The organism is Crenalkalicoccus roseus (genome assembly GCF_004761865.1).
Taxonomy (GTDB): Bacteria; Pseudomonadota; Alphaproteobacteria; order Acetobacterales; family Acetobacteraceae; genus Crenalkalicoccus; species Crenalkalicoccus roseus.
On record NZ_SJDM01000003.1, the window covers coordinates 172,513 to 194,066 of the forward strand.

General features: G+C 74.7%; 18 protein-coding genes. 9 read left to right on the forward strand and 9 right to left on the reverse strand.

The genetic code is table 11. The annotated features are described in order from the left end of the window. Positions 1 to 96: 96 nt before the first annotated feature. The gene (locus ET526_RS04725; RefSeq protein WP_135466516.1) at positions 97 to 531 is read right to left on the reverse strand and encodes a CBS domain-containing protein; all 435 of its coding nucleotides are present in this window, start codon (positions 529 to 531) and stop codon (positions 97 to 99) included. Between the two features lie 149 nt (positions 532 to 680). Further along, positions 681 to 2,456 (reverse strand): glucan ABC transporter ATP-binding protein/ permease, encoded by a 1,776-nt coding sequence (locus ET526_RS04730; RefSeq protein WP_135466517.1) that lies wholly within the window; start codon positions 2,454 to 2,456, stop codon positions 681 to 683. Between the two features lie 188 nt (positions 2,457 to 2,644). On the opposite strand from ET526_RS04730, the gene ET526_RS04735 reads away from it, so the two are divergent. The 4 genes from ET526_RS04735 to ET526_RS04750 all read left to right on the forward strand — a co-directional run bounded on the left by ET526_RS04735 (position 2,645) and on the right by ET526_RS04750 (position 7,146). Continuing rightward, positions 2,645 to 3,616: a Bug family tripartite tricarboxylate transporter substrate binding protein gene (locus tag ET526_RS04735; protein ID WP_135466518.1), complete on the forward strand. Its 972-nt coding sequence runs from the start codon at positions 2,645 to 2,647 to the stop codon at positions 3,614 to 3,616. Between the two features lie 72 nt (positions 3,617 to 3,688). Continuing rightward, positions 3,689 to 4,687 (forward strand): Bug family tripartite tricarboxylate transporter substrate binding protein, encoded by a 999-nt coding sequence (locus tag ET526_RS04740; RefSeq protein ID WP_135466519.1) that lies wholly within the window; start codon positions 3,689 to 3,691, stop codon positions 4,685 to 4,687. 352 nt (positions 4,688 to 5,039) lie between these two features. After that, entirely contained in the window at positions 5,040 to 6,038 is a 999-nt protein-coding gene (locus ET526_RS04745; protein WP_135466520.1) for a Bug family tripartite tricarboxylate transporter substrate binding protein, read from the forward strand. Positions 6,039 to 6,147: 109 nt separating this feature from the next. Next, the gene (locus ET526_RS04750) at positions 6,148 to 7,146 is read left to right on the forward strand and encodes a Bug family tripartite tricarboxylate transporter substrate binding protein (RefSeq protein ID WP_135466521.1); all 999 of its coding nucleotides are present in this window, start codon (positions 6,148 to 6,150) and stop codon (positions 7,144 to 7,146) included. Between the two features lie 202 nt (positions 7,147 to 7,348). Here the strand turns inward: ET526_RS04750 and ET526_RS04755 are convergent, their stop codons facing one another. Then, the gene (locus tag ET526_RS04755; protein WP_135466522.1) at positions 7,349 to 8,302 is read right to left on the reverse strand and encodes a TauD/TfdA family dioxygenase; all 954 of its coding nucleotides are present in this window, start codon (positions 8,300 to 8,302) and stop codon (positions 7,349 to 7,351) included. A 121-nt stretch (positions 8,303 to 8,423) separates the two neighbouring features. Here ET526_RS04755 and ET526_RS04760 point away from each other — a divergent pair, with 121 nt between their 5' ends. Further along, on the forward strand, positions 8,424 to 9,557 hold the full coding sequence (locus ET526_RS04760) for a M20/M25/M40 family metallo-hydrolase (protein WP_135466523.1): 1,134 nt from the start codon (positions 8,424 to 8,426) through the stop codon (positions 9,555 to 9,557). A 152-nt stretch (positions 9,558 to 9,709) separates the two neighbouring features. Beyond that, positions 9,710 to 11,524 (forward strand): patatin-like phospholipase family protein, encoded by a 1,815-nt coding sequence (locus tag ET526_RS04765; RefSeq protein ID WP_135466524.1) that lies wholly within the window; start codon positions 9,710 to 9,712, stop codon positions 11,522 to 11,524. 15 nt (positions 11,525 to 11,539) lie between these two features. On the opposite strand, the gene ET526_RS04770 is transcribed toward ET526_RS04765, so the two are convergent. Further along, positions 11,540 to 12,058: a 2'-5' RNA ligase family protein gene (locus ET526_RS04770; RefSeq protein ID WP_135466525.1), complete on the reverse strand. Its 519-nt coding sequence runs from the start codon at positions 12,056 to 12,058 to the stop codon at positions 11,540 to 11,542. A 91-nt stretch (positions 12,059 to 12,149) separates the two neighbouring features. Here ET526_RS04770 and ET526_RS04775 point away from each other — a divergent pair, with 91 nt between their 5' ends. Beyond that, positions 12,150 to 13,541 (forward strand): L-lactate permease, encoded by a 1,392-nt coding sequence (locus ET526_RS04775; RefSeq protein ID WP_135466526.1) that lies wholly within the window; start codon positions 12,150 to 12,152, stop codon positions 13,539 to 13,541. Positions 13,542 to 13,622: 81 nt separating this feature from the next. On the opposite strand, the gene ET526_RS04780 is transcribed toward ET526_RS04775, so the two are convergent. Beyond that, positions 13,623 to 15,650, reverse strand: coding sequence for an alpha-amylase family glycosyl hydrolase (locus tag ET526_RS04780; protein WP_135466527.1), 2,028 nt, complete (start codon positions 15,648 to 15,650; stop codon positions 13,623 to 13,625). 144 nt (positions 15,651 to 15,794) lie between these two features. Here ET526_RS04780 and ET526_RS04785 point away from each other — a divergent pair, with 144 nt between their 5' ends. Beyond that, entirely contained in the window at positions 15,795 to 16,463 is a 669-nt protein-coding gene (locus ET526_RS04785) for a DNA-3-methyladenine glycosylase family protein (RefSeq protein ID WP_135466528.1), read from the forward strand. Here the strand turns inward: ET526_RS04785 and ET526_RS04790 are convergent. From ET526_RS04790 to ET526_RS04800, 3 genes are read right to left on the reverse strand one after another with little or no spacing between them, the layout of a single operon-like run. Beyond that, positions 16,450 to 17,226 carry an alpha/beta fold hydrolase gene (locus tag ET526_RS04790; protein ID WP_135466529.1) on the reverse strand — a complete coding sequence of 259 codons (777 nt, stop codon included), beginning with the start codon at positions 17,224 to 17,226 and terminating at the stop codon, positions 16,450 to 16,452. The genes ET526_RS04785 and ET526_RS04790 overlap by 14 nt on opposite strands. A 10-nt stretch (positions 17,227 to 17,236) precedes the next feature. Further along, on the reverse strand, positions 17,237 to 18,145 hold the full coding sequence (locus ET526_RS04795; RefSeq protein WP_135466530.1) for a DMT family transporter: 909 nt from the start codon (positions 18,143 to 18,145) through the stop codon (positions 17,237 to 17,239). A 7-nt stretch (positions 18,146 to 18,152) separates the two neighbouring features. Continuing rightward, positions 18,153 to 19,160, reverse strand: coding sequence for an NAD(P)H-quinone oxidoreductase (locus tag ET526_RS04800; RefSeq protein WP_135466531.1), 1,008 nt, complete (start codon positions 19,158 to 19,160; stop codon positions 18,153 to 18,155). Positions 19,161 to 19,300: 140 nt separating this feature from the next. Here ET526_RS04800 and ET526_RS04805 point away from each other — a divergent pair, with 140 nt between their 5' ends. Next, on the forward strand, positions 19,301 to 20,518 hold the full coding sequence (locus ET526_RS04805; RefSeq protein ID WP_135466532.1) for an ABC transporter substrate-binding protein: 1,218 nt from the start codon (positions 19,301 to 19,303) through the stop codon (positions 20,516 to 20,518). A 15-nt stretch (positions 20,519 to 20,533) separates the two neighbouring features. On the opposite strand, the gene ET526_RS04810 is transcribed toward ET526_RS04805, so the two are convergent. After that, positions 20,534 to 21,517, reverse strand: a complete 984-nt coding sequence (locus ET526_RS04810) for a Bug family tripartite tricarboxylate transporter substrate binding protein (RefSeq protein ID WP_135466533.1) — start codon at positions 21,515 to 21,517, stop codon at positions 20,534 to 20,536. Positions 21,518 to 21,554: the final 37 nt, after the last annotated feature.

A 21,554-nucleotide genomic window follows, 5' to 3' on the forward strand; every position in this document is an offset into this window, starting at 1 on the left:
CCCCTTGCCATAGTTCTGCCGCGCCGATTGATGAGCGGCCGGGACGATGGGGGCAAGGGCTTATCGCCGGCCGGCGGCGCCCCGCCCCGCCGGCCCCTATCCGGCCGAGGTCACGTAGGCCTTGAGGGCCTCCGCCTCGTATTCCGCCTCCTCGATACGCGCCTTCACGAGATCGCCGATGGAGACGAGGCCGGCGAGGCGCTCCTCCTCCAGCACCGGCAGGTGCCGCACCCGGTGGCGCGTCACCATGGCGAGCGCCTCCGTCACCAGGGTGCGGGGGGTGACGGTGATCAGGTCGCGCGTCATCAGCCGCTCCGCCGGCAGGAGGCAGGTCTCCTGCCCGCGCTCGGCGATGCCGCGCACGATGTCGCGCTCGCTGATGATGCCGAGGATGCGCCCTTCGGCGTCGCGGACCAGGGCGGCGCCGATGCCGCGCTGCGTCAGGATGCGGGCCACCGCGTGCACCGTCTCGTCGGGCCCGACCGAAACGACCTCCGTGCCCTTGCGGGCGAGGATCGCGCCGATGATCATGGCACTGCTCTCCCGGCCGGGGCGCGCGTGCCGGCACGTCCCGCCCGGATGGGCGGCACCGGCCCGCTCCGCCGCGCCCGGCCCCGTCACAGCCTGCCCCGGCGCGGCGGGGGAAGGCAAGCGAAAGCCCCGCCGGCGGGCGGCACGTGTCAGTGTGCCGGCTGGGCGGGAAGCGCCTGGCCGGTGAGCTGGGTGCGCACCAGCTCGGCGAAGCGCCCGCCCTGGTGGACCAGCGCCTCGAAGCCGCCGCGCTCGACGATGCGGCCGCCCTCGAAGACCAGGATCTCGTCGGCGTCGCGCACGGTGGAGAGGCGGTGGGCGATGATGAAGGTGGTGCGTCCCGCCATCAGCGCCCGCAGCGCCCTCTGCACCCGCGCCTCGGTCGCCGCGTCGAGCGCGCTGGTCGCCTCGTCGAGGATCAGCACCGGCGGGTTCTTGAGCAACGCCCGCGCGATCGCCAGGCGCTGCCGCTGCCCGCCGGAGAGGCTCGCCCCGCGCTCCCCCACCATGGTGTCGTAGCCCCTCGGCTGGCGGAGGATGAAATCGTGCGCCTCCGCCATGCGGCAGGCCTCCTCGAGCTCCTCCTGCGTCGCGTCCGGCTTTCCCACCAGCAGGTTGTCGCGGATGGTGCGGTTGAACAGCATGCTCTCCTGGAACACGACGCCGATGTTGCGCCGCAGGCTCTCGAGCGTGATGTCGCGCAGGTCGTGCCCGTCGAGGGTGATGCGCCCCTCCACCGGGTCCCACATGCGCTGCAGCAGCGCCATGGCGGTGGACTTGCCCGCCCCGGTCTGGCCGACCAGCGCCAGGGTGCGCCCGGGCGGCGCCTCGAAGGAGACGCCCTGCAGGATGCGCGGCCCGCCCGGATAGGCGAAGGAGACGTTCTCGAAGGCCACGGCGCCGCGCGCCCGCCCCACATCCAGCGCCCCCGGCTTCTCCGGCACGGTGGAACGGGCGTCCATCACCTCGAAGAATTCGGAGATCGCGGGCGCGTGGAACACCAGGCGGGAGACGAAGCCCACCGCGCCCTCGAGCTTGCCGATCAGGAGGGTGGCGAAGCCCATGAAGGTGACGATCTCGCCCACCGTCGCCTTGCCGTCGAGGTGCAGGACAGTGCCGAGCACGAAGATCGCGATCACGGTGATGGTGCTCGCCGCGCGCGTCATCACCGAGACGACGGCCCACCAGTTCAGCACCGGGAATTGCCGGTCCAGCACCATGCGGACGATGTCGCCGAAGATCCGCGCCTCGGTCGCCATGCGGCTGAAGGACTGCACGACGACGATGTTGGACAGCGCGTCCTGCGCGTTGCCGGCAAGCTGGCTGTGGTAGCGCTCCACCGCGCTCTGCGCCTCGTCGGTGCGGCGGATCACGAAGGCGACCAGCACCGAGAACACCACCACCAGCGCGATCAGCAGCAGCGCCAGCCGCCAGTTCAGGAACAGGGTCAGCGGCAGCAGCACCAGCACGGCGACGAAGGTGTTCAGGTGCTCGCGGAAGAAGGAGAGCCACAGGGCGAACATGTGGTCGGTGCCGACCAGCATCACCTTCATCAGCCGTCCCGACTGCACGTCCCCGTGGAAGGAGAGCGGCAGGGCGAGCACGTGCTGGAAGTAGCGGCTCATGGCGGCGAGGCGGTTGCGGTGCGCCATGCGGTCCGAGAGCAGCGCCACCGCGACGTTGGCGCCGATGCCCGAGAGGCCGACCGCGCCCCAGAGCGCGAGCAGGGCCAGCGACTCGGCCCAGACCGCCTCGCGGCTCATCCCCGCCGCGTGGGTCAGCACGTCCACCACCCGGCCGAACAGGACCGGTTCCAGGAATTGCAGCCCGGCGAGGGCGACATTCGCGATGCAGAGCCCTAGGGCGACCCAGCGGTCGGGCGCCAGGACCCTGAGCACCCGCAGGTAGAGCCTCACGAAATCCATCCGCCGTGCCCCCGATGGCCGCCCCGGCCGCGCCGGATTCGTGTGGCGGGCGTAGTGTGGGCACGAACGTGCCTACCGGCAGGGCGGGGTGGCGGCAAGGCTTGCCCGCGCCCCCCCGATGCGGCAGGAACGATCAGGCATCGGCAGAACGGGGCGGAAGTCCCCGAAGGTCTGGGAGGATGACGGAGATGCTCGAGCTTGCCCGCCGGACATGGCTCGCCGCGCTGGCGCTGCTGCCCGCCGCGGCCGTGGCGCAGCCCCCTTCTGCCTGGCCTGCCCGCCCAATGCGGCTGATCATCCCCTTCCCGCCCGGAGGCTCGACCGACCTGCTCGCGCGGCTGCTCGCCGACCGGCTCGCCCATCACCTGCGCCAGAACGTGGTGGCGGAGAACCGTGCCGGCGCCGCCGGCAGCATCGCCGCCGAACTCGCCACCCGCGCCGAGCCGGACGGCCACACGCTGTTCTTCGGCACCGTCGGCACCGCCTCGATCAACATGCACATCTATCCGCGCCTGCCCTACCGGCCGGAGGATCTGGCGCCGGTGGCGCTCTGGGCCGACCTGCCGAACGTGATCGTGGTGGCCCACCACTCGCCGATCCGCAGCCTTGCCGGGCTGATCGAGGCGGCGCGCGCGCGGCCGGGCGAGCTCAGCTACGCCAGCGCCGGCAGCGGCACCACGCTCCACCTCTCGGGCGAGCTGCTGAAGGCGATGGCGGGGGTGGACCTGCTGCACGTGCCCTTCCGGGGCGGGAACGACAGCATGAACCAAGTGCTTGGCGGGCGAGTGGACCTCGCCTTCAACAACCTCCCGACCGCGATCGGCCTGATCCGGTCGGGAGAGCTGCGCGCGCTCGCCGTCACCGGCGCCGAGCGCAGCCCAGCGCTGCCCGAGGTGCCGACGGTGGCGGAGCTGCTGCCGGGTTATGAGGCCACCTCCTGGTTCGGGCTGCAGGTTCCGGCCGGCACGCCGGCACCGATCGTGGCGCGCCTCAACGCCGTGGTGAACGCCGCCCTCGCCGAGCCGGCGACGGTGGAGCGGATCACGATGGCGGGCGCCCGGCCGCGCGGCGGCACGCCGGAAGAGTACGCCGCCTTCATCCGGGCCGAGACCGCGAAATGGGCCGAGGTGGTCCGCCGCTCCGGCGCGCGGCTCGACTGAGCGTGCGCGGCGCCGTTTACCGCATCGTCAGCCGCCCGGTCACAGTCTGCAACCGCAGGAACGAGGAGCTACATGACGCCATTCACCCGCCGCACCGTCCTTGCCGGCGCCGCCGTGCTGCTCGCCACCCCCGCCGCGCGGGCCCAGGGCAACTGGCCGACCCGGCCGATCCGCCTGATCGTCCCCTTCGTCCCCGCCGGCACCACGGACATCGCCGCGCGCATCCTGGCCGAGCGGCTGACGCATCGCCTCGGCCAGCAGGTGATCGTGGAGAACCGCGCCGGCGCCGGCGGCAATGTCGGCTCCGACGTGGTCGCGAAGGCCGAGCCCGACGGCTACACGCTGCTGATGTGCACGGTCAGCAGCAGCGCCATCAACTACTCGCTCTACGGCCCGCGCATGCCCTACCGGCCGGAGGACCTTGCCGCGGTCGGGCTGGTGGTGCGGGTGCCGAACCTGATCTTCGTCACGCCCTCGCTGCCGGTGCGGACGCTGCAGGAGCTGGTGGACTACGCCAAGGCCCGCCCCGGCCAGCTCAACAACGGCAGCTCCGGCATCGGCACCTCCCTGCACCTGACCGGGGAGCTGCTGAAGACCGTCGCCGGCATCGACATGACGCATGTCTCCTTCCGCGGCGCGGGCCCGATGCTGCAGGAGGTGATCGCCGGCCGCATCGAGGTGGCGGTGGACAACCTGCCCTCCGTGATCGGCCATGTGCGCGACGGGCGGGTGCGGCCCCTGGCGCTGACGGCGCGCGAGCGCAGCCCGGCGCTGCCGGACGTGCCGACCACGGCCGAGGCGGGGTACCCCCAGGTGGAGGCGACGGCCTGGTTCGGGGTGCAGGCCCCCGCGCGCACCCCGCGCCCGATCATCGAGCGCCTGGGCCGGGAGATCGACGCCGTGGTGAAGGAGCCGGAGACCTGGCAGCGCTATGCCGATCTCGGCGGGATGAAGCCCAACCTGACCCCGGATGGTGGCACCACCCCGGCCGCGTTCGAGGAGTTCATCCGCGCCGAGATCGCCAAATGGGGCGAGGTGGTGCGCGCCTCCGGCGCGCGCATCGACCAGTGACGCCCGCCGCCCGGATGCGCGGCGCATCCGGGCGCAGGCGCATGGGGTGTGATCCTGCCCCGCGAAGGGACGGCCCGGGGCCGGTTTCGCCCCGCCATGCCCGCGTACACGGCTCCGGGCCGCCATGGGCCGCAGTGCGAGACCTCATCGAGGAGGCACGGCATCGCCGGCAGGTCCCCGGCGCGGCCCCGGAGCAGATCCCGTTCGGGTGGCCTCGCCCGAACGGGTGAAGATGCCCGCGCAACGAACGAGCTGGAGCATTTGCCGTGCGCCGGGGCGGACGGACAATGCTCCAGGCACCGGTCACGGACCGGTGCCACCACCATAAGTCAAGGAACAGGGAGGATCCGCCATGCCAGCCACCCGTCGCCACCTGTTCGCCGCCGGCGCCGCCGGGCTGATCGCGGCGCCACGCGCGGCGCGCGCCCAGGCCGCCTGGCCGACCCGGCCGGTGCGCCTCGTCGTCCCCTTCACCCCGGCCGGCACCACCGATCTGGTCGCCCGGCTGGCGGCGGAGATCCTGTCGCAACGCCTCGGCCAGCAGGTGATCGTGGAGAACCGCGCCGGCGCCGGCGGCAATGTCGGCGCCGACCACGTCGCGCGCAGCGAGCCGGACGGCTACACCCTGCTGCTGACCACCATCGGCACCGGCGCCATCAACTTCTCCGTCTATGGCGAGCGCATGCCCTACCGGCCGGAGGACCTCGCCGCGGTCGGGCTGTTCACCCGCGTGCCGAACGCGCTGCTGGTCTCGAACACGCTGCCGGTGCGCACGGTGGCGGAGCTGGTGGAGCTGTCGAAGCAGCGGCCGGGCGGGCTGAATTACGGCACCGCCGGCATCGGCACCTCGCCCCATGTCTGCGGCGAGCTGTTCAAGCTGATGACCGGCGCGCAGCTCACCCACATTCCCTACCGCGGCAGCGGGCCGATGCTGACCGAGCTGATGGCGGGACGGGTGGAGGTCGGGATGGACAACATCCCCTCCTGCCTGCCCTTCATCCGCGACGGCAGGATGCGCGCCCTCGCCACCACCGGGGCGCAGCGCAGCCCCGTGCTGCCGGAGGTTCCCACCATGGACGAGGCCGGGGTTGTCGGCTTCGAGGCGACCGCCTGGTTCGGCATCCTCGCCCCCGCCGCCACGCCGCGCCCGATCATCGAGCGGCTGGGGCGGGAGGTGGACTACGTGGCGAAGGAGCCCGGTTTCCGCCGCCGCCTCGCCGAGCTCGGCGCCGACCTGCCGAGGCTGACCCCCGATGGCGGCACCTCGCCCGAGGCCTTCGAGGCCTTCCTCAGGGAGGAGCGGGAACGCTGGGCCGAGGTGGTCCGCCGCAGCGGCGCCAGGGTGGAGTGACGCTCTCCACAGGGGCGGGCCGCTTGCGCCCGCCGCCACCGCTCTCCAGACTGCCGCCAACAAGATGAACGGCCGGGCCAACCCGCACCGGCCGGACCGGGAGGAAGCCATGCACGTCACCCGCCGCGGCCTTGCCGCCGCCGCCCTTGCCGCAGCAACCGTCCCGCGCGCCGGGGCGCGCGCCCAGCCGGCCTGGCCGGCACGGCCGGTGCGCTTCGTGGTGCCCTTCCCGCCGGCGGGCACCACCGACATCACCGCCCGCATCGCCGCCGAGAAGCTGACCCCCCGCCTCGGCCAGCAGGTGATCGTGGAGAACCGCGCCGGCGCCACCGGCAACCTCGGCGCCGACCACGTCGCGCGCAGCGAGCCGGACGGCTACACCTTCCTCGTCTGCACCATCTCCACCGCCGCCATCAACTATTCCCTGTGGGGCGCGCGGATGACCGTGCGGCCCGAGGATCTCGCCGCGGTGGGGCTGCTGATCCGCGTGCCCAACGTGCTCTTCGTGCCCGCCGCCTCGCCCTTCCGCAGCGTGGCGGAGCTGGTCGCGGCGGCGAAGGAGCGGCCGGGGGCGCTGAACTACGGCAGCGCCGGCAGCGGCGGCTCCCCGCACATGACGATGGAGATGTTCAAGCTGCGCACCGGCGTGGACATCGTGCACGTGCCCTTCCGCGGCGCCGGGCCGATGCTGGTCGAGGCGGTGGCGGGGCGGCTGGACGCGGGCTGCGACAACATGCCCTCCTGCATCGGCCATATCCGCGACGGGCGGCTGCGCGCCCTCGCCGTCACCTCCGCGCAGCGTTCCCATGCCCTGCCCGAGGTGCCGACCCTGGCCGAGGTCGGCGTGCCGGATTTCGAGGCGACGGCCTGGTTCGGCATCCAGGCCCCCGCGCGCACGCCGCGCCCGATCATCGAGCGGCTGGGGCGGGAGCTCGACGCGATCACGCGGGAGCCGGACTACCGCCGGCGCATCGAGGAGCTGGGCGGTGCCCCGCCCGGCCTGACGCCGGAGGGCGGCACCACGCCCGAGGCCTTCGAGGCCTTCATCCGCGACGAGATCGTCCGCTGGGCCGAGGTGGTGCGGGTCTCCGGCGCCCGGATCGACTGACCGGGAAGGCGCGGCGCGCTGATGCCGGGCCTCGCGGATCGCAACCGGTCCGCCCTTGTGCCGGCGGCTCGGGCGCCGACGCATCCGGGCCGTACGCGGCATAGGCCGCGCCCCGGCACCCCCATCGAACAGGAACCGGTGCCGCCGGCACCGGAGGCCGATGCGCGCTCCGCCACGAAGGCGGGCGCGCCGGAGCGGCGACTCAGCCGCCGGCCGCGGGGTGGCCGGAAGGCTGCACGCCGCCGCGCGGGGCGCCGGCCGCCGTCTCGCCGAACAGCGCGCGGAAGCTCTCGGGCAGAGCGCGGGAGTTGGGCATGGCCAGCCACAGCCGCAGCAGGTGCCGCGTCTCCTCCGCCGCCGGCTCCTCGGCCCGGCTGGCCTGCTTCCAGACGAGCTGAGGGTTGCGGAACAGCAGATCCCCCGGATGCAGCGGGATGCGCAGCGCCATGCCCGGCGCCGTGGCGGCCGCCACCAGCGCCGCCAGCGCCGCGCGCTGCGGCTCCGTCAGCGCCTCGCCGGCGATGGCGTCATGGTCGCAGCGGCCGATGAAGGCGCCGCTCGCCATGCTGAACACCGGCAGCGTCACCGGCGCGGCCTGGCCGACGCGCTGTGGCAGGCCCTCGTACAGGGCCGCCAGCGCCGCCCGGTCGGCCTTCAGCAGCGCGTTGTGCAGCGCGGCGGCGGAGAACAGGGCGACGCTGCCCCCCTCCCGCGTCTGACGCAGGCAGAGCAGCCCCACCGCATCGGCCGGATCGGCCTGGAAGCGGGGTGGGCCCGGCTCCGGCGTGCCGGGGCCGGCGAGGGCACGCAGCAGGCTGCCGCCCTCGTCCTGCGGCAGCGCCGTGCCGAGCCGCGCGGCGAGCGCGAGCAGCGCCGCCTCCGGCCCGCCGGCGCCGAGGCGATCGAGCGGCAGGCCGCGCAGCAGCACGAAGCCGCGCCCGTTCTCCAGCCGCTCCGCCACCGCCTGCAGCACCGGGACCAGCCGTGGCGGAACCTCGCGCCGCGCCCGGCCGGCATCGTCGGGTGCCGCCGCCAGGGTTTCGAGGCAGGCGGCTTCCTCGGCGCCGATCGGCAGCATCCAGTCGGCGGGGCTCAGGCTGTCGCCGCTCCAGACGGCCGGGCCGGCCTGGGGGACGAGACGGGGGGGAAAGGTCATGCCCCCAGGGTAGCAGAGCCGGGGCGCCCGCAACCGGAAAAGCCGCGGGCGGAAGAACCGCCGCCCCTTGCCGCGCCCGCCGCCGCGCCGCACCCTGCGGGCGCCGCGGAAGGAGAGACGCATGGACGCGCCCGCCCTCGACCTGCCCTTCGACGCCGAGGCGATGCTGCCCGGCCTGCGCCGCTGGGTGGAATGCGAGAGTCCCACCTTCGATGCCGCCGCCGTGGCGCGCATGATGGACCTCGCCGCGCGCGAGCTCGCCCTGCTCGGCGCGCGGATCGAGACCATTCCCGGCCGCATGGGCTATGGGCCCTGCGTGCGGGGGAGCTTCCCGCACCCGAGGGCGGGCGAGCCCGGCATCCTGGTGCTCGGCCACCTCGACACGGTGCATCCGCTCGGCACGCTGGAGGCGCTGCCCTGGCGGCGCGAGGGCGGGCGGCTCTACGGGCCCGGCGTCTACGACATGAAGGGCGGCAACTACATCGCGCTCGAGGCGATCCGCCAGCTCCTGCGCGCCGGCATCGCCACCAGCCGCCCCGTCACCGTGCTGTTCACCTCCGACGAGGAGGTGGGCAGCCCCTCGACGCGCGACCTGATCGAGGCGGAGGCGGCGCGGCACGCCGTGGTGCTGGTGCCCGAGCCGGCGCGGCCGGACGGCGGCGTGGTGACCGGGCGCTACGCCATCGCCCGCTTCAACCTGCGCACCATCGGCCGGCCGAGCCATGCCGGCTCGCGCCTCGCCGACGGGCGCAGCGCCATCCGCGAGATGTGCCGCCAGGTGGTGGCGATCGAGGCGATGACGAGCGAGAGCGTCACCTACTCGGTCGGCGTCATCCGCGGCGGGCAGTGGGTGAACTGCGTCGCCACCTACTGCGACGCGGAGAGCCTCTCCATGGCCAAGCGCCAGGAGGATCTGGACGAGGCGGTGGAGCGGATGCTCGCCCTCAGGCCCATCGGGGAGGAGGTGCGGCTCGAGGTCACGCGCGGCGTGACGCGGCCGGTGTGGGAGCCGGATGGGCGGGTGATGGCGCTCTACGAGAAGGCCCGCGCCATCGCCAACCGCATCGGCTTCGACATCACCCACCAGAGCTCGGGCGGCGGCTCGGACGGGAACTTCACCGGCGCCATGGGCATCCCGACCCTCGACGGGCTCGGCGTGCAGGGCGCGGGGGGGCACACCCTGGAGGAGCACCTGCTGGTGGACAGCCTGGTGCCGCGCGCGAAGCTGCTGGCGGGGCTGCTGCAGAGCGTGTGACGCCTGCCACCTCCACGCGCGGCCTGTGCGCCGGCGCATTGCGCGTGGGGGGCGTTCCCCCTGGGCTGTTCCCGCCGCGCGGGACTTTGGCCTAGCCTTTTCGCGCGGAGTCGGCGGCGTGGCCGCCGGCCGCGGCAGGGAAGGGAAGGGCCATGGACCAGGTCGCGACGGATCTGCTGGAGGAGCCCGACGAGCTCGAGATCTGGGCCCGGGACTACCCCGTGGAGCGCCAGCCCAAGCCCGATGGCATCTTCGAGCTCGCCTTCTGCATGGCCGGCGCCGTCTCGGCTGGCGCCTACACGGCCGGGGTGCTCGACTACTTCGTCGAGGCGCTGGACGCCTTCGCCGAGGAGCGGCGGCGCCGCGCCGGCACCGGGGAGGCGCCGCTGCACGAGGTGCGGGTGCCGGTGCTGGGCGGCGCCTCGGCCGGCGGCATGTGCGCCGCGCTCGCCGCCGTCTTCCTCGACCGGCGCTTCCCGCCCGCCCGGCCGGAGATGGCGCCGGCGGAGCGCCGCGCCAACCCGCTCTACCGCGCCTGGGTCTCGGACATCGACATCCGCCACCTGCTCGGTACCGAGGATCTGACCGAGGGCCGCAAGCTGGTCTCCCTGCTCGACTGCACGGTGCTCGAGCGGATCGTGGACGGGCTGCTGGACGAGGCGCAAAGCATGGCGCCGGCGCACCGCCCCTGGCTCGCCAGCCCGCTGCGGGCGGTGGTGACGCTGAGCAACCTGCGCGGCGTTCCCTATGCGATGCGCTTCCAGGGCCGGGGGTTCCGGCACTGGATGTCCTGGCACGCCGACTACGTGCGCTATGCCGTGACGCTCGACCCCGCGGCGGGCGCCGCGACGGAGGATCCGATCAAGATCGGGGAGACGGTGCTCGACCGCGCCGCGCCCCGCGGCAGCGCGGCGCGGGAGGCATTCAAGGCGGTGGCGCTCGGCACCGGCAGCTTCCCGGTGGCGCTGGCCCCGCGCGTGCTGCGTCGGCCGGCGGCGGACTATCTCTACCGCGCCGCGCTGACGCCGACCGGGCCGTTCCGCAAGGGCGGGACGTACCGTCCCCGGCCGGGCTGGGCGGAGTGCATCGCCCCGGCCTGGTCGCCCGCCATGCCCGACCCCTACGCCGCGCTCTGCGTGGATGGCGGGGCGATGAACAACGAGCCTTTCGACCTGGTGCGGCGGGTGCTGGTCGGCCACGGCCCGAGCGTGCCGAAAACGGTGCAGGAGGCGCGGCGCGCCCTGCTGCTGATCGACCCCTTCGTGAATCCCCCTGATCGGCCGGGGCCGGAGGAGGCGCAGGGGCTGGTCAGCGCCATCCTGCCGCTGTTCCGCGCCCTGGTGCAGAATGCGCGCTTCAAGCCGGAGGATCTGGCGGCGGCGGCGGATGAGCGCATCGGCAGCCGCTTCCTGATGGCGCCGAGCCGCGGCCCCAACTGGGAGGCCGAGGGCGCGATCGCCGCCGGCCATCTCAACGGGTTCCTAGGTTTCTTCTCCGAGGCCTACCGCGAGCACGATTTCCTGCTCGGCCGGCGCAACGCCCGCAGCTTCCTGCTGCACCATTTCGTGCTGCCGGAGACCAACCCGCTCTTCGCCGGCGGGCGCTGGTCGGAGGCGGACCGCGCGCGCTGGACCGTGGAGGTCGAGGATGGCGTGCGCAACCTGCCCATCATTCCCCTCTGCGGCGACCTCGCGGCGCGGGAGGAGCCGATGCCGGCCTGGCCTGCCGGCCGCTTCCGGGTGGAGGAGGTTGCGCCCCACATCCGTGCGCGCGCCGCCGCCGTGGTGCCGGCCCTGCGCGAGGCGCTGATCGGGGCCGCGCTGCGCAAGCCGGGGATCTGGCCCTGGCTCGGTCGCCAGGGGGTGCGCGGCCTGTCGCGGCTGCTGATGCCGAGGCTGGTCGAGGCGATGCTCGACAAAATCGCGGCCGAGGTGCGGGACCTCGACGAGGGGCGCCACCGGGTCTGACCCCCTGAGCGGAGCTCAGGCCAGGGCGAAGCGCCCCGCCGCCTCCCAGGGCCCGCCCCGGTAGCGCCAGAGCAGCAGCGCCTCCGTCATCGCCCGCCGTGGCGGCAGCATGGCCGAAAGGCGCGCGTGGAGGGCGCGCGCCGCCTCCGGCGCCACCTTGTTCTGCACCGTCGCGTGCGGGCGCCAGCCCTGGCGGTCCTGCGCCGTCAGCCAGGGGCGCCAGGCCTCCGCGAGCCGCGCCCGCAGCGCCGCCACCTCCGGCGCCGCGACCGCCAGCGCCACGCCGCGGCCGAGCAGGAGCGGCGGGCCGAGCGTCGCCGGCGCCCGGCGCACCGTGGCGCAGGCCGCCGCCAGCGCGGCGCGGATCCTGGCCTCCTCCCCGCCGGGCAGGGCATGGAACAGGGTCACATGCGCCGGCACCAGGGTGCGCCCGGGCGGGAAATGCGCTTGGCGCAGCGCCTCGAGCCAGGCCATCGCGTCCGCATCGAGCGCCAGGGTCAGGATCAGGGGTGGCGCATCCGCGCAGGGCCGCATGCGCAGGGTGTGGGGCCGCCGCGCCCCGCCGCAAGCCCGCCATGCCGGTCCGGCGCTGGCGCGCGAAGGGAAGGGCGGCGAGGATCGGCGCATGACGCTGCTGCTCCAGGCCCTGCCGCTGCTGGTGCTGCTGGCGCTGCTCGGCAGCGGGCGGGCGGGGCCGGTCGGCGCCTGCCTCGTCGCGCTGGCGGCGGCGGTGCCGGCCGCGCTCGTTTCGCTGCCGCCGGGGACGGCGCTGCCTGGCTTCCTGCTCGGCGAGGCGCTGCGCGGCGCCTTCCTGGCGCTGCAGCCGGTGGCGGTGGTGGCGGGCGGCCTGCTGTTCCACGCCGCGGTGTCGCAGGGGGAGGGGCCGGCGGCGCGCCCGGCCACCGCGGCGCGGATCTTCGCCGTGACGCTGCCGATGGGCGCCTTCCTGGAGAGCGTCACCGGCTTCGCCGTCGGCGCCGTCTTCGCGCTGGCCGCGCTGCGCGGCATGGGGATCGGCGGGGCGGTGGCGGCGGCGCTGTCGCTCCAGGCCCTGGTGCTGGTGCCCTGGGGCGGGCTCGGGCCCGGCACGGCGCTCGGCGCGGTGCTGGCGGCGGTGCCGGCGCAGGATGTGGCGCGCGTCGCCGCCTGGCCGAACGCCGCCTGGCTGCTGCTGCTCGGGCCGCTGATCTGGTCCCTGGCCGCGCGCGCGGGCGTGGCGGTGCCGGGGCGGGAGCGGGCGGCGCAGGCGGCGATGCTCGGCGCCATCGCGGCGCTGCTGCTGGCCTGGAACGCGCTGCTGCCCTTCGAGGTGGCGGGCATCCTGGCGACCGGCCCGGTGCTGGCCCTCGCGCTGTGGCGGGCCGATCCGCCCCGCGACCTCGGCGCCGCCCTGCGCGCCGCCGCGCCCTATCTGCTGCTCACCGCCTGCCTGCTGCTGGCACGGCTGTGGCGGGAGCCGCCGGGCTTCCGCCCCTTCGCGGAATTCCCGGCCTTTCCGCTCACCCATGTGGCGGTGGTGCTGTGGCTGGTCTCGGCGGCGCTGCTGCTGCGGCGCGCCGATGGGCTGGGCCGTGCCGCCGCGGCGCTGCGGCGCGCGGCGCGGCCGGCGCTGGCGATGCTGCTCTTCGTCGTGCTCGGCCGCATCCTGGCCGGCAGCGGCGCGGCGGCGGCGCTGGCCGGGGCGGCGGCGGAGGCGCTTGGGCCGCTCGCCCCCTACGCGATCGCGCCGATGGGGCTGCTCGCGGGCATGGTCACCGGCAGCAATGTCGGCGCCAACGCGGCGCTGACGCCGGTGCAGGCCGCCCTCGGCGCGGCCGCGGGGCTGCCGCCGGCGCTGGCGCCGGGCGTGCACAATTTCGCCGGCGGGGCGGGGGCGGGGATGAGCGTCGGCGTCCTCGCCATGGTCTGCGGTCTGCTCGGCGACGGTACGCGGCCGGCGCAGGTCTGGCGGCTGCTGCTGCCCTCCATGGCCGCGGTGGTCGCGCTCGGCTGCGCCGCGGTGTGGCTGCTGCGTTAGGGCGGATCGCGGAGGGCCGGAAACGGCCGGGAGCGCGACTCTGCGCCGCGAGCAACGGAGTCCGGGTCACCCGCGCGCGGCTCAGGCGGGCAGGGTGGTGTAGACCTTGGCCTCCCAGGGGTAGAGAGGCTCCCGCCCCACCCAGCCGGGCGGCACCTCGCGCGCCTGGGTCACCTCCCGCCAGCTTCGGCCGGGCGGCGTCGCCGGCCAGTTCGGCACCAGGTATTCCGAGGCGGGATGCCGCGGGTCCGGCGTGCCCCAGTCGGAGAAATTCGCCACCACCACGACCGGATCCTGTCCCGGCCCGCCGCGCCGCCAGGCGAGGATGCGCCGCTCCCCGGTGAAGTCGGCGTGGAGGAACTCCGTGTCGTTGACGCTGAGCGCCGGGCTCGTGGTGCGCAGCCGCACCAGCCGCGCCACGCAGTCGAAGACGCGGCGGCGCCAGGGCTCCTCCAGCCGATCGAAGCGCACTGGATCCACCTGCTTCGCCGGGTGCACCGGCGGCAGGTCGTGCTGGTCGGCGAACTCCTCCCCGGCCAGGATCATCGGGATGCCCACGGCCGTCAGCAGGCAGGCGAAGGCGAGCCTGATGCGCCGCTCCCGGTCCGCGACGCCGTTGTTGCCGAGGAAGTCGTAGAGCCGCTCGTTGCGGAACCCCTCCACGTCGTGCGAGGTGACGTAGTTCACCGCCTGCGCGCCGTCCGCGAAGCCGAGGCGGCGGCAGTCCACCATGCTCCGCACCGTCTCCTCGAAGCCGCGCCCGCCCTCGTCCTCGCCGAGGAGGGCGGCGCGGAGCAGGTGCTTGAAGGTCTCGTTCCACAGCGCGTCCACGCGGTTCTGGTGGACCAGCGCCACGGGCACGGCGAGTTCCTCCGCCACCACCAGGAAGCGCGCCTCCGCCGCCGCGCCGGTCAGCCCCTGCGCCGCGGCGCGTTCGCGCCACAGGGCGCGGGCATGGTCCTTGAACTCCTGGATGAAGTCCCAGCTCCTGAAATTGACCACGCTGTCCATGCGGATGCCGTCGAGGCGGAAGTCGCGCATCCAGCGCGCCAGATGCGCCCGCATGATCTGCCGCGCCGGAACGTGGCGCCCGCGTGCCCCGGAGACCGGGTCGTAGCATTCGGTGCGGAAATTGTACTTGAACAGCGTGCCGCCGAAGGCCTCTCGCCCGTCCTCCTCGGGGTCGCCGGTGCCCTGCCAGACGTGGAAGTCCAGGAAGTTCACCGTCTCGCAGGACCAGCGCGTGGCGAAGGCCATGACCTGGTCGGCGAGGAAGCGGATGCCCGCCTGGTGGCAGGCGCGGACCAGCGCGGCGAGGTCGGAGGAGGCGGTGGGCGAGGCGTGGCGCTGCGGGAAGCCGAGGTCGTAGTCGGCCGCGAAGTAGTTGCTGGTGGCGTAGCCCCACTCGCGGTCCACGAAGCTGTCCGCCGGCGGCAACAGTTCCAGCGCGTTGACGCCGAGCTCGCGCAGATGCGCCCGCCCGGCCTCCAGCGCCGGGACGGCACTGAAGTGGACGGGCTCGGCCTCGGGGTCCACCAGGGCGCGGACATCGCGGAAGGTGCCGATGCCGAGCGCGACACCCGCCTCGGTCTCCAGCGCCACGCTCCAGGTGGTCGGCAGCTCGTAGATCACCAGCCGGTTGTTGGGCGGCAGGGTGGCGAGGGGCGGATCGCCGGCCCAGTCCGGCCGCTCGCCGCCCGGATCGGCTTCCGCCAGGACCCCGCCGGAGAACAGCACGACGCCGGCCGGGTCGCGGTCGTCCTCGCCGTAGCCGGGGCCGGGGCGGGGGGCGAGCAGGCGCCAGTCCACCACCGGCGCCGCCGGATCGGTGCAGAGCATGCGCGCCGGCGCCGCCCGGCGCGGGTCGCTGTCCGTCACCTCGAACCAGTAGTGGTAGACGGTGCCGTCGGCGAGGCCACACTCGGCGGCCGGGAGCTCCCACAGGTCCGGGTGTCCCGCGGCGGGGCGGAGGTCGAGGCGGCGGTGCTCCTCGAAGCGCGCCGGGTTGCCGGGCCGCAGCGTGCCGATGACGAGGCGGGGCGGCGGGTCGGTCACGCGCGGCCGCCACAGCACGAAGCCCTCCGCCTTGCGCGCCAGCAGATCGGCCATGGCGCCGGCTCCTTCCGCACGGGAGGCGCGAGCATGGCATGCATCGCCCGGCGCCGCCGTGCCCTGGCGCATGGCGCCGGCGCCGCCTCGCGCGGCCGTGTTGCGGGAGGGGTGGCAGCGGGCTACCCCAGAGGCATGAGCGACATGGCGGGGAGCACCGCGCGGCCGCGCCGCCAGGCGGTGGACTGGACGGCGGCGGCGCGCCACCTGCGGCGCGACCCGGTGCTCGGGCGCGTGGTGCGCGAGATCGGCCCCTGCACGCTGCGGCCGGTGCGCCGCGAGCCCTATGAGGCGCTGGTGCGCGCCATCGCCCACCAGCAGGTGCATGGCCGCGCGGCCGAGGCGATCCTGGGGCGCTTCCTCGCCCTCTTCCCCGGGCACGCCTTCCCGCCGGCGGAGCTTGTGCTGGCGACGGAGGCGACGGCGCTGCGCGCCTGCGGCTTCTCGCAGTCGAAGATCGCCGCCATCCGCGACATTGCGGAGAAGACGGTGGGCGGGCTGGTGCCGAGCCGCCGCGGCTGCGCCCGCCTCTCGGACGAGGCGCTGATCGAGCGGCTCTCGGCCATCCGCGGCGTCGGGCGCTGGACGGTGGAGATGCTGCTGATCTTCACGCTGGGCAGGCCGGACGTGCTGCCGGTGGACGATTTCGGCGTGCGCGAGGGCTGGCGCGTCGCCGCCGGGCTGGAGGCGCAGCCGAAGCCGAAGGCGCTGGCGGCGATCGGCGAGGCCTGGGCGCCCTGGCGCAGCGCCGCCGCCTGGTATCTGTGGCGCGCCGCCGACGCGGCGAAGCGCAGCGCCTTCAGGCCGCAGTAGCGCCGGCGTCCAGGAAGGGTTCGGCCAGCGCCAGGAAGCCCTCCGGATTCTCGGCATGCACCCAGTGGCCCGCCTTGGGCACGGTGGCGAAGCGCGCGGCGGGGAAGAGGGCGCGGATGCGCGCATGGTGCTCCGGCCGGATGTAGTCGGAGCGCTCGCCGGCGAGGAACAGCGCCGGCCCCTGGTAGCGCGCACCAAGCTCGGGGAAGCCCTCGATCGCCGGCATGGCGGCGGCGATCTCCGCGAGGCCGAGGCGCCAGTCGGGCGGGTCGCGGTCGAAGCGCAGGTTCTGCAGCAGGAAGGCGCGGATGCCGGGCTGCGGCACCGCCGCCGCCAGCGCCGCATCCGCCTCCCGCCGCGTCAGGCCGGGGCGCAGCGCCAGCCCCCGCAGGGCGGCGACGTAGCCGCGCAGTGCCGGCGGGTAGGCGAGGGGGGCGATGTCGGCCACCAGCAGGCGCGACACCGCCTCGGGCCGGGTCAGCGCCAGGGCCATCGCCACCTTGCCGCCCATGGAATGGCCGATGATGGCGGCGGGCAGGGCCCCGGCGGTGGCCAGCGTCTCGGCCACGTCCTCCGCCATCGCGGGGTAGTCCATCGCGGGAGCGCGCGGCGAGGCGCCATGGTTGCGCAGGTCGAGCGCCAGCACGCGGTGACGCGCCGCCAGGCGCCTCTGGATGGCGCCCCAATTCTGTGCCGCGCCGAACAGCCCGTGCAGCAGCGCGACCGGCGCGCCCGCCCCCGCCTCCACCAGGTTCAGCCGCATCCCCGCCCCCTCATCCGCGCGCCGCCAGCCAGACGCTGGCCGCGATCAGCGCCCCGCCCAGCACGATGTCCCAGCCCAGCGCCTCGCCGAGCCAGAGGTTCGACAGCAGCACCCCGACCGCGGGGATCGCCAGGAAGCCGAGCGAGGCGAGCAGGCCGGAAAGGCGCCGCCCTGCCTCGATCGTCGCCCAGGTGCCGATCGGCGCGGCGACGGCGCCGACGAACACCGCCTGCCACAGCGCCGCGGAGGGGATGCCGCCCTCCGGCGCGCGCAGCAGGGCGAGCGGCGCGATCAGCAGCGCACCGATGGCGAAGCACCAGGGCAGCAGCTCCAGCACCGGCCGGGCAGGCGGGAAGCGGCGAGTGGCAAGGATGGCGAGACTCCAGGCCAGGCTCGCCCCGAGCAGCAGCGCGTAGCCCGGCAGCATGGCGAGCGACGCCTGCAGGGACCAGGGCGCCATCAGCGCCAGCACGCCGGAGAGGCCGACTCCCGCCGCCGCCCATTGCCGGCCCGAGACCCGCTCCCCCAGCACCAGCACCGAGAGCGGGATCAGCCAGAACACGGTGACGTTGCAGAGGATGGCGGTGCGCCCTGCCGGCACGTAGTCGAGCGCCAGATGGGTGAGGGTGAAGAAGCTGCCGAGCTGCAGCAGGCCGATCGCCGTCACCGCAGGCCAGTCCGCTCGCCCCGGCAGGCGCAGCCGCCCGAGCGCCAGCAGCACCGCCGCCGAGACCAGCGCCGCCATTCCTGCCCGGTTCAGCGCAAACCACAGCGGTGAGGCGCCCTGGTCCAGCGCGTCCTTGGTGATCGGCCAGATGCCGCCGAACAGCAGCACCGAGACGACAAGGTAGCGCAGCCCAGCCAGGGGCCGCGCCTGCACCGCCCCCGCCGGGGCGGCCGTCCCGGCCTCCGCGCGCATGGCGCGGCTAGTCCGCCACCTTCAGCACGATCTTGCCGATATGCGCGCTGCTCTCCATCAGCGCATGCGCCGCCGCCGCCTCGCGCAGCGGGAAGACCTTGAAGATCGGCGGGGCGCAGCGCCCCTCGTCGAGCAGTGGCCACACCTTCTCGCGCAAGGCGGCGGCGATCGCACCCTTTTGCGCCGTCGTGCGCGGGCGCATGGTGCTGCCGGTGACAGTCAGTCGGCGCAGCATGATCGGCCGCAGATCGGCCTTCTCCACCTCGTGACCGCCGAGGAAGGCGATCAGCACCAGCCGCCCGTCCATCGCCAGGCAGCGCAGGTTGCGCTGGAAATAGGCGGCGCCGACCATGTCCAGCACCACATCCGCGAGCTTCCCCCCGGTCAGTCGCTTCACCTCTTCGGCGAAATCCTGCTCGCGGTAGTTGATCGCGGCGTCGGCGCCGAGGTCGAGACAGGCGCGGCACTTCTCGGCACTGCCGGCGGTGGCGAACACCCGAGCGCCGAAGGCCTTGGCGAGCTGGATGGCAGTGACGCCGATGCCGGAGGTGCCGCCATGGACCAGCACCGTCTCGCCTGCGGCGAGGCGGCCATGGCCGAACAGGTTGGCCCAGACGGTGAAGAAGGTCTCGGGCAGGGCGGCGGCGCGGATGGCGTCGTAGCCCCGCGGCCAGGGCAGGCATTGCGCCGCCGGGGCGACGCAGTACTCGGCGTAGCCTCCGCCATTGGTCAGGGCGCAGACGCGGTCGCCCAGCTTCCAGGGTGCCGCCTCCGGCCCCGCCGCCACCACCTCGCCCGCCACCTCCAGTCCGAGGATGGGGCTGGCGCCCGGAGGCGGCGGATACTCGCCCTTGCGCTGCGCCACGTCGGGGCGGTTCACGCCCGCGGCGAGGACGCGGATCAGCACCTCGTCCGGCTTCGGCTGCGGCAGGGGGGTGGTGGCGGGGACCAGCACCTCCGGCCCGCCGCCGTCGCCGTGCGCGATGTAGGTCATGCTCTGCGGCAGCGCGGCCATGGCGATCCTCCTCGTCCTCGGGCCGCAGCCTTCCGTCGGGGCGGAGGCGGCGTCAAGCCGCGCATCCGGGATGGACAGCGGCGCCCGCAGCGCGTTGACTCCGCGCCGGTCCCCGCCCTGGCAGGGAATCGGAGAAGGTCATGCCCGCAACGCGCCGGATGCTGCTCGCCAGCACAGCCGCGGTGCTGGCGCCGCGGCTGCCGGCGCTGGCCCAGGCGGGCGAACTGCGCTTCGGCGCGCTGTTCCCGCTCTCCGGCCCGCTGGCGCTGCTCGGCGACGAGTGCTTCCGCGGCCTCGAGATGGCGACCGAGGAGCGCAACGCCGCCGGCGGCGTGCTCGGCCGGCCGGTGCGGCTGCTGCGCGCCGACGTCACCGATCCGTCGCAGGCCGGGGCGGAGGCACGGCGGCTTGCCACTGCGGCCTCGGACCGACCGGTGGCGCTGTTCGGCACGCTCGACAACCAGCTCTGCCTCGCCGCCTCCCAGGCGGCGGAGCTCGCCGGCATGCCGTATCTTGAGCTGGCCGCGCCGGCCGATGCGGTGACGGAACGGGGCTTCCGCCACCTGTTCCGCGCCTGCCCGCGCTCCACCGATCTGGCGCGCGCCGCGCTCGACGCGCTCACGCCGCTCGCCGGGCGGCTCGGCCTGCCGGAGACCTCGGTGCGGCTCGGCATCCTCTACGGCGACGGGCCGGGGCCGGAGGCGACGGCCGCCGCGCTGGAGGCGCGGATCCGCGAGGCCGGGCTGCTGCTCTCCGAGCGGGCGAGCTATGCGCCGCAGCCCTCGGAGATCACCGCCGCCGTGCGGCGGCTGCGCGTGGCGCAGGCCGAGGTGGTGCTGCACGCCGGCCGCGGCGCCGATGCGGTGCTGCTGTTCCGCGCGCTGCAGGACGAGGGCTGGTGGCCCCGAGCCCTGATCGGCATCGGCGGAACCTACGCGCTCGCCGACACCGCGCAGGCGGTCGGCCCCGCCTTCGAGGCGACCCTGGTCGCCGACCTGCCGCGGCCGGAGATCGCGCCCGGCTTCGCGCCCGGCATGGCGGGTTTCGCCGAGGCCTATCGCCGGCGCTACGGCGCCGAGATGCGCTCCGGGCACTCCGCGGCCTGCTACTGCGGCGCGCTGCTGTTCTACGATGCGCTGCAGCGCGCGGGCGGGGCCGAGCCGGCGCGCCTGCGCGCCGCCATCCTCGCCACCGACGTGGCGGAGCGCGGCCTCGCCAACGGCTGGGGCGCGCGGTTCGACGAGCGCGGCCAGAACCAGCGGGCGCTGCCCGTGGTGCAGCAGTGGCGGGAGGGGCGGCTGCTCACCGTCCATCCCGCCGAGGCGGCGGTGGCGCCGATGCTGCTCCGCCCCCCCTGACGCCGCAGGGCGCCGTCAGTTGATGGTGATGCCGGCGTCGCGGATGATCGCCTCCCACTTGTCGATCTCGTCCATCAGCCACTGCCGTGCCGTCTCCGGCGTGGTGTCGCTGCGCACCTGCATGGTGAGGTCGGTGAGGCGGCGCTGCACCGCTTCCTGCCGGGCTGCCTGGTTGAAGGCCTGGTTGATCGCCTGCACCACCGGCGCCGGCGTGCCGGCGGGGGTGTGGACCATGTGCCAGGTGTAGGATTCGGCGCCGGTGATGCCGCTCTCGGCGAAGGTCGGCAGATCGGGCGCCTGCGGGATGCGGCGGTCGGCAGCGATGCCGAGGGCGCGCACCTCGTCGCGCTGCAGATAGGGCAGCCCGCCCGCGGCGACATCGAGGAACATCGCGATGCGCCCGGCGATCAGGTCAGGCAGCGCCTGGCTCGAGCCGCGATAGGGCACGTGGTTCATCTTCAGGCCGCCGGCGCGGGCGAGGAAGAGCTCGCTCGCGAGATGCACCGCCCCGCCATTGCCGCTGCTGCCGTAGTCGTACCTGCCCGGGTTGCGGCGGATCAGCTCCACGAATTCGGGCAGGGTACGTGCCGGCACGTCCTTGTTCACCAGCAGCATCATCGGGATCACGCCCATCAGCGCCACCGGCTGGAAATCGGCGACCGGATCGAAGGGCAGGCGCTGGAACAGCGCCCGCAGCACGGAATGGGCGATGGTGCTGTAGAGCAGGGTGTGGCCGTCCTTCGGCGCCCGGGCCACGATCTCCGTGCCCACCACCACGCCGGCGCCGGTGCGGTTCTCCACCACCACGCGCTGGGGCAGGGATTTTGACATCTCCTCGGCGAAGAGGCGGGCGGGAATGTCGGTGGGGCCGCCGGCGGCGAAAGGCACGATCAGGCGCACCGGCTGGGTGGGCCAGACCGGCTGCTGGGCCGCTGCCGGCCGCGCCAGCCCGGCGGCGACCGCACCGCCCGCAACCCCGAGAAAACTCCGACGACGCATTCCTGGCTTCCTTCCTGCTGTGGGGCCTGGCCCCTGT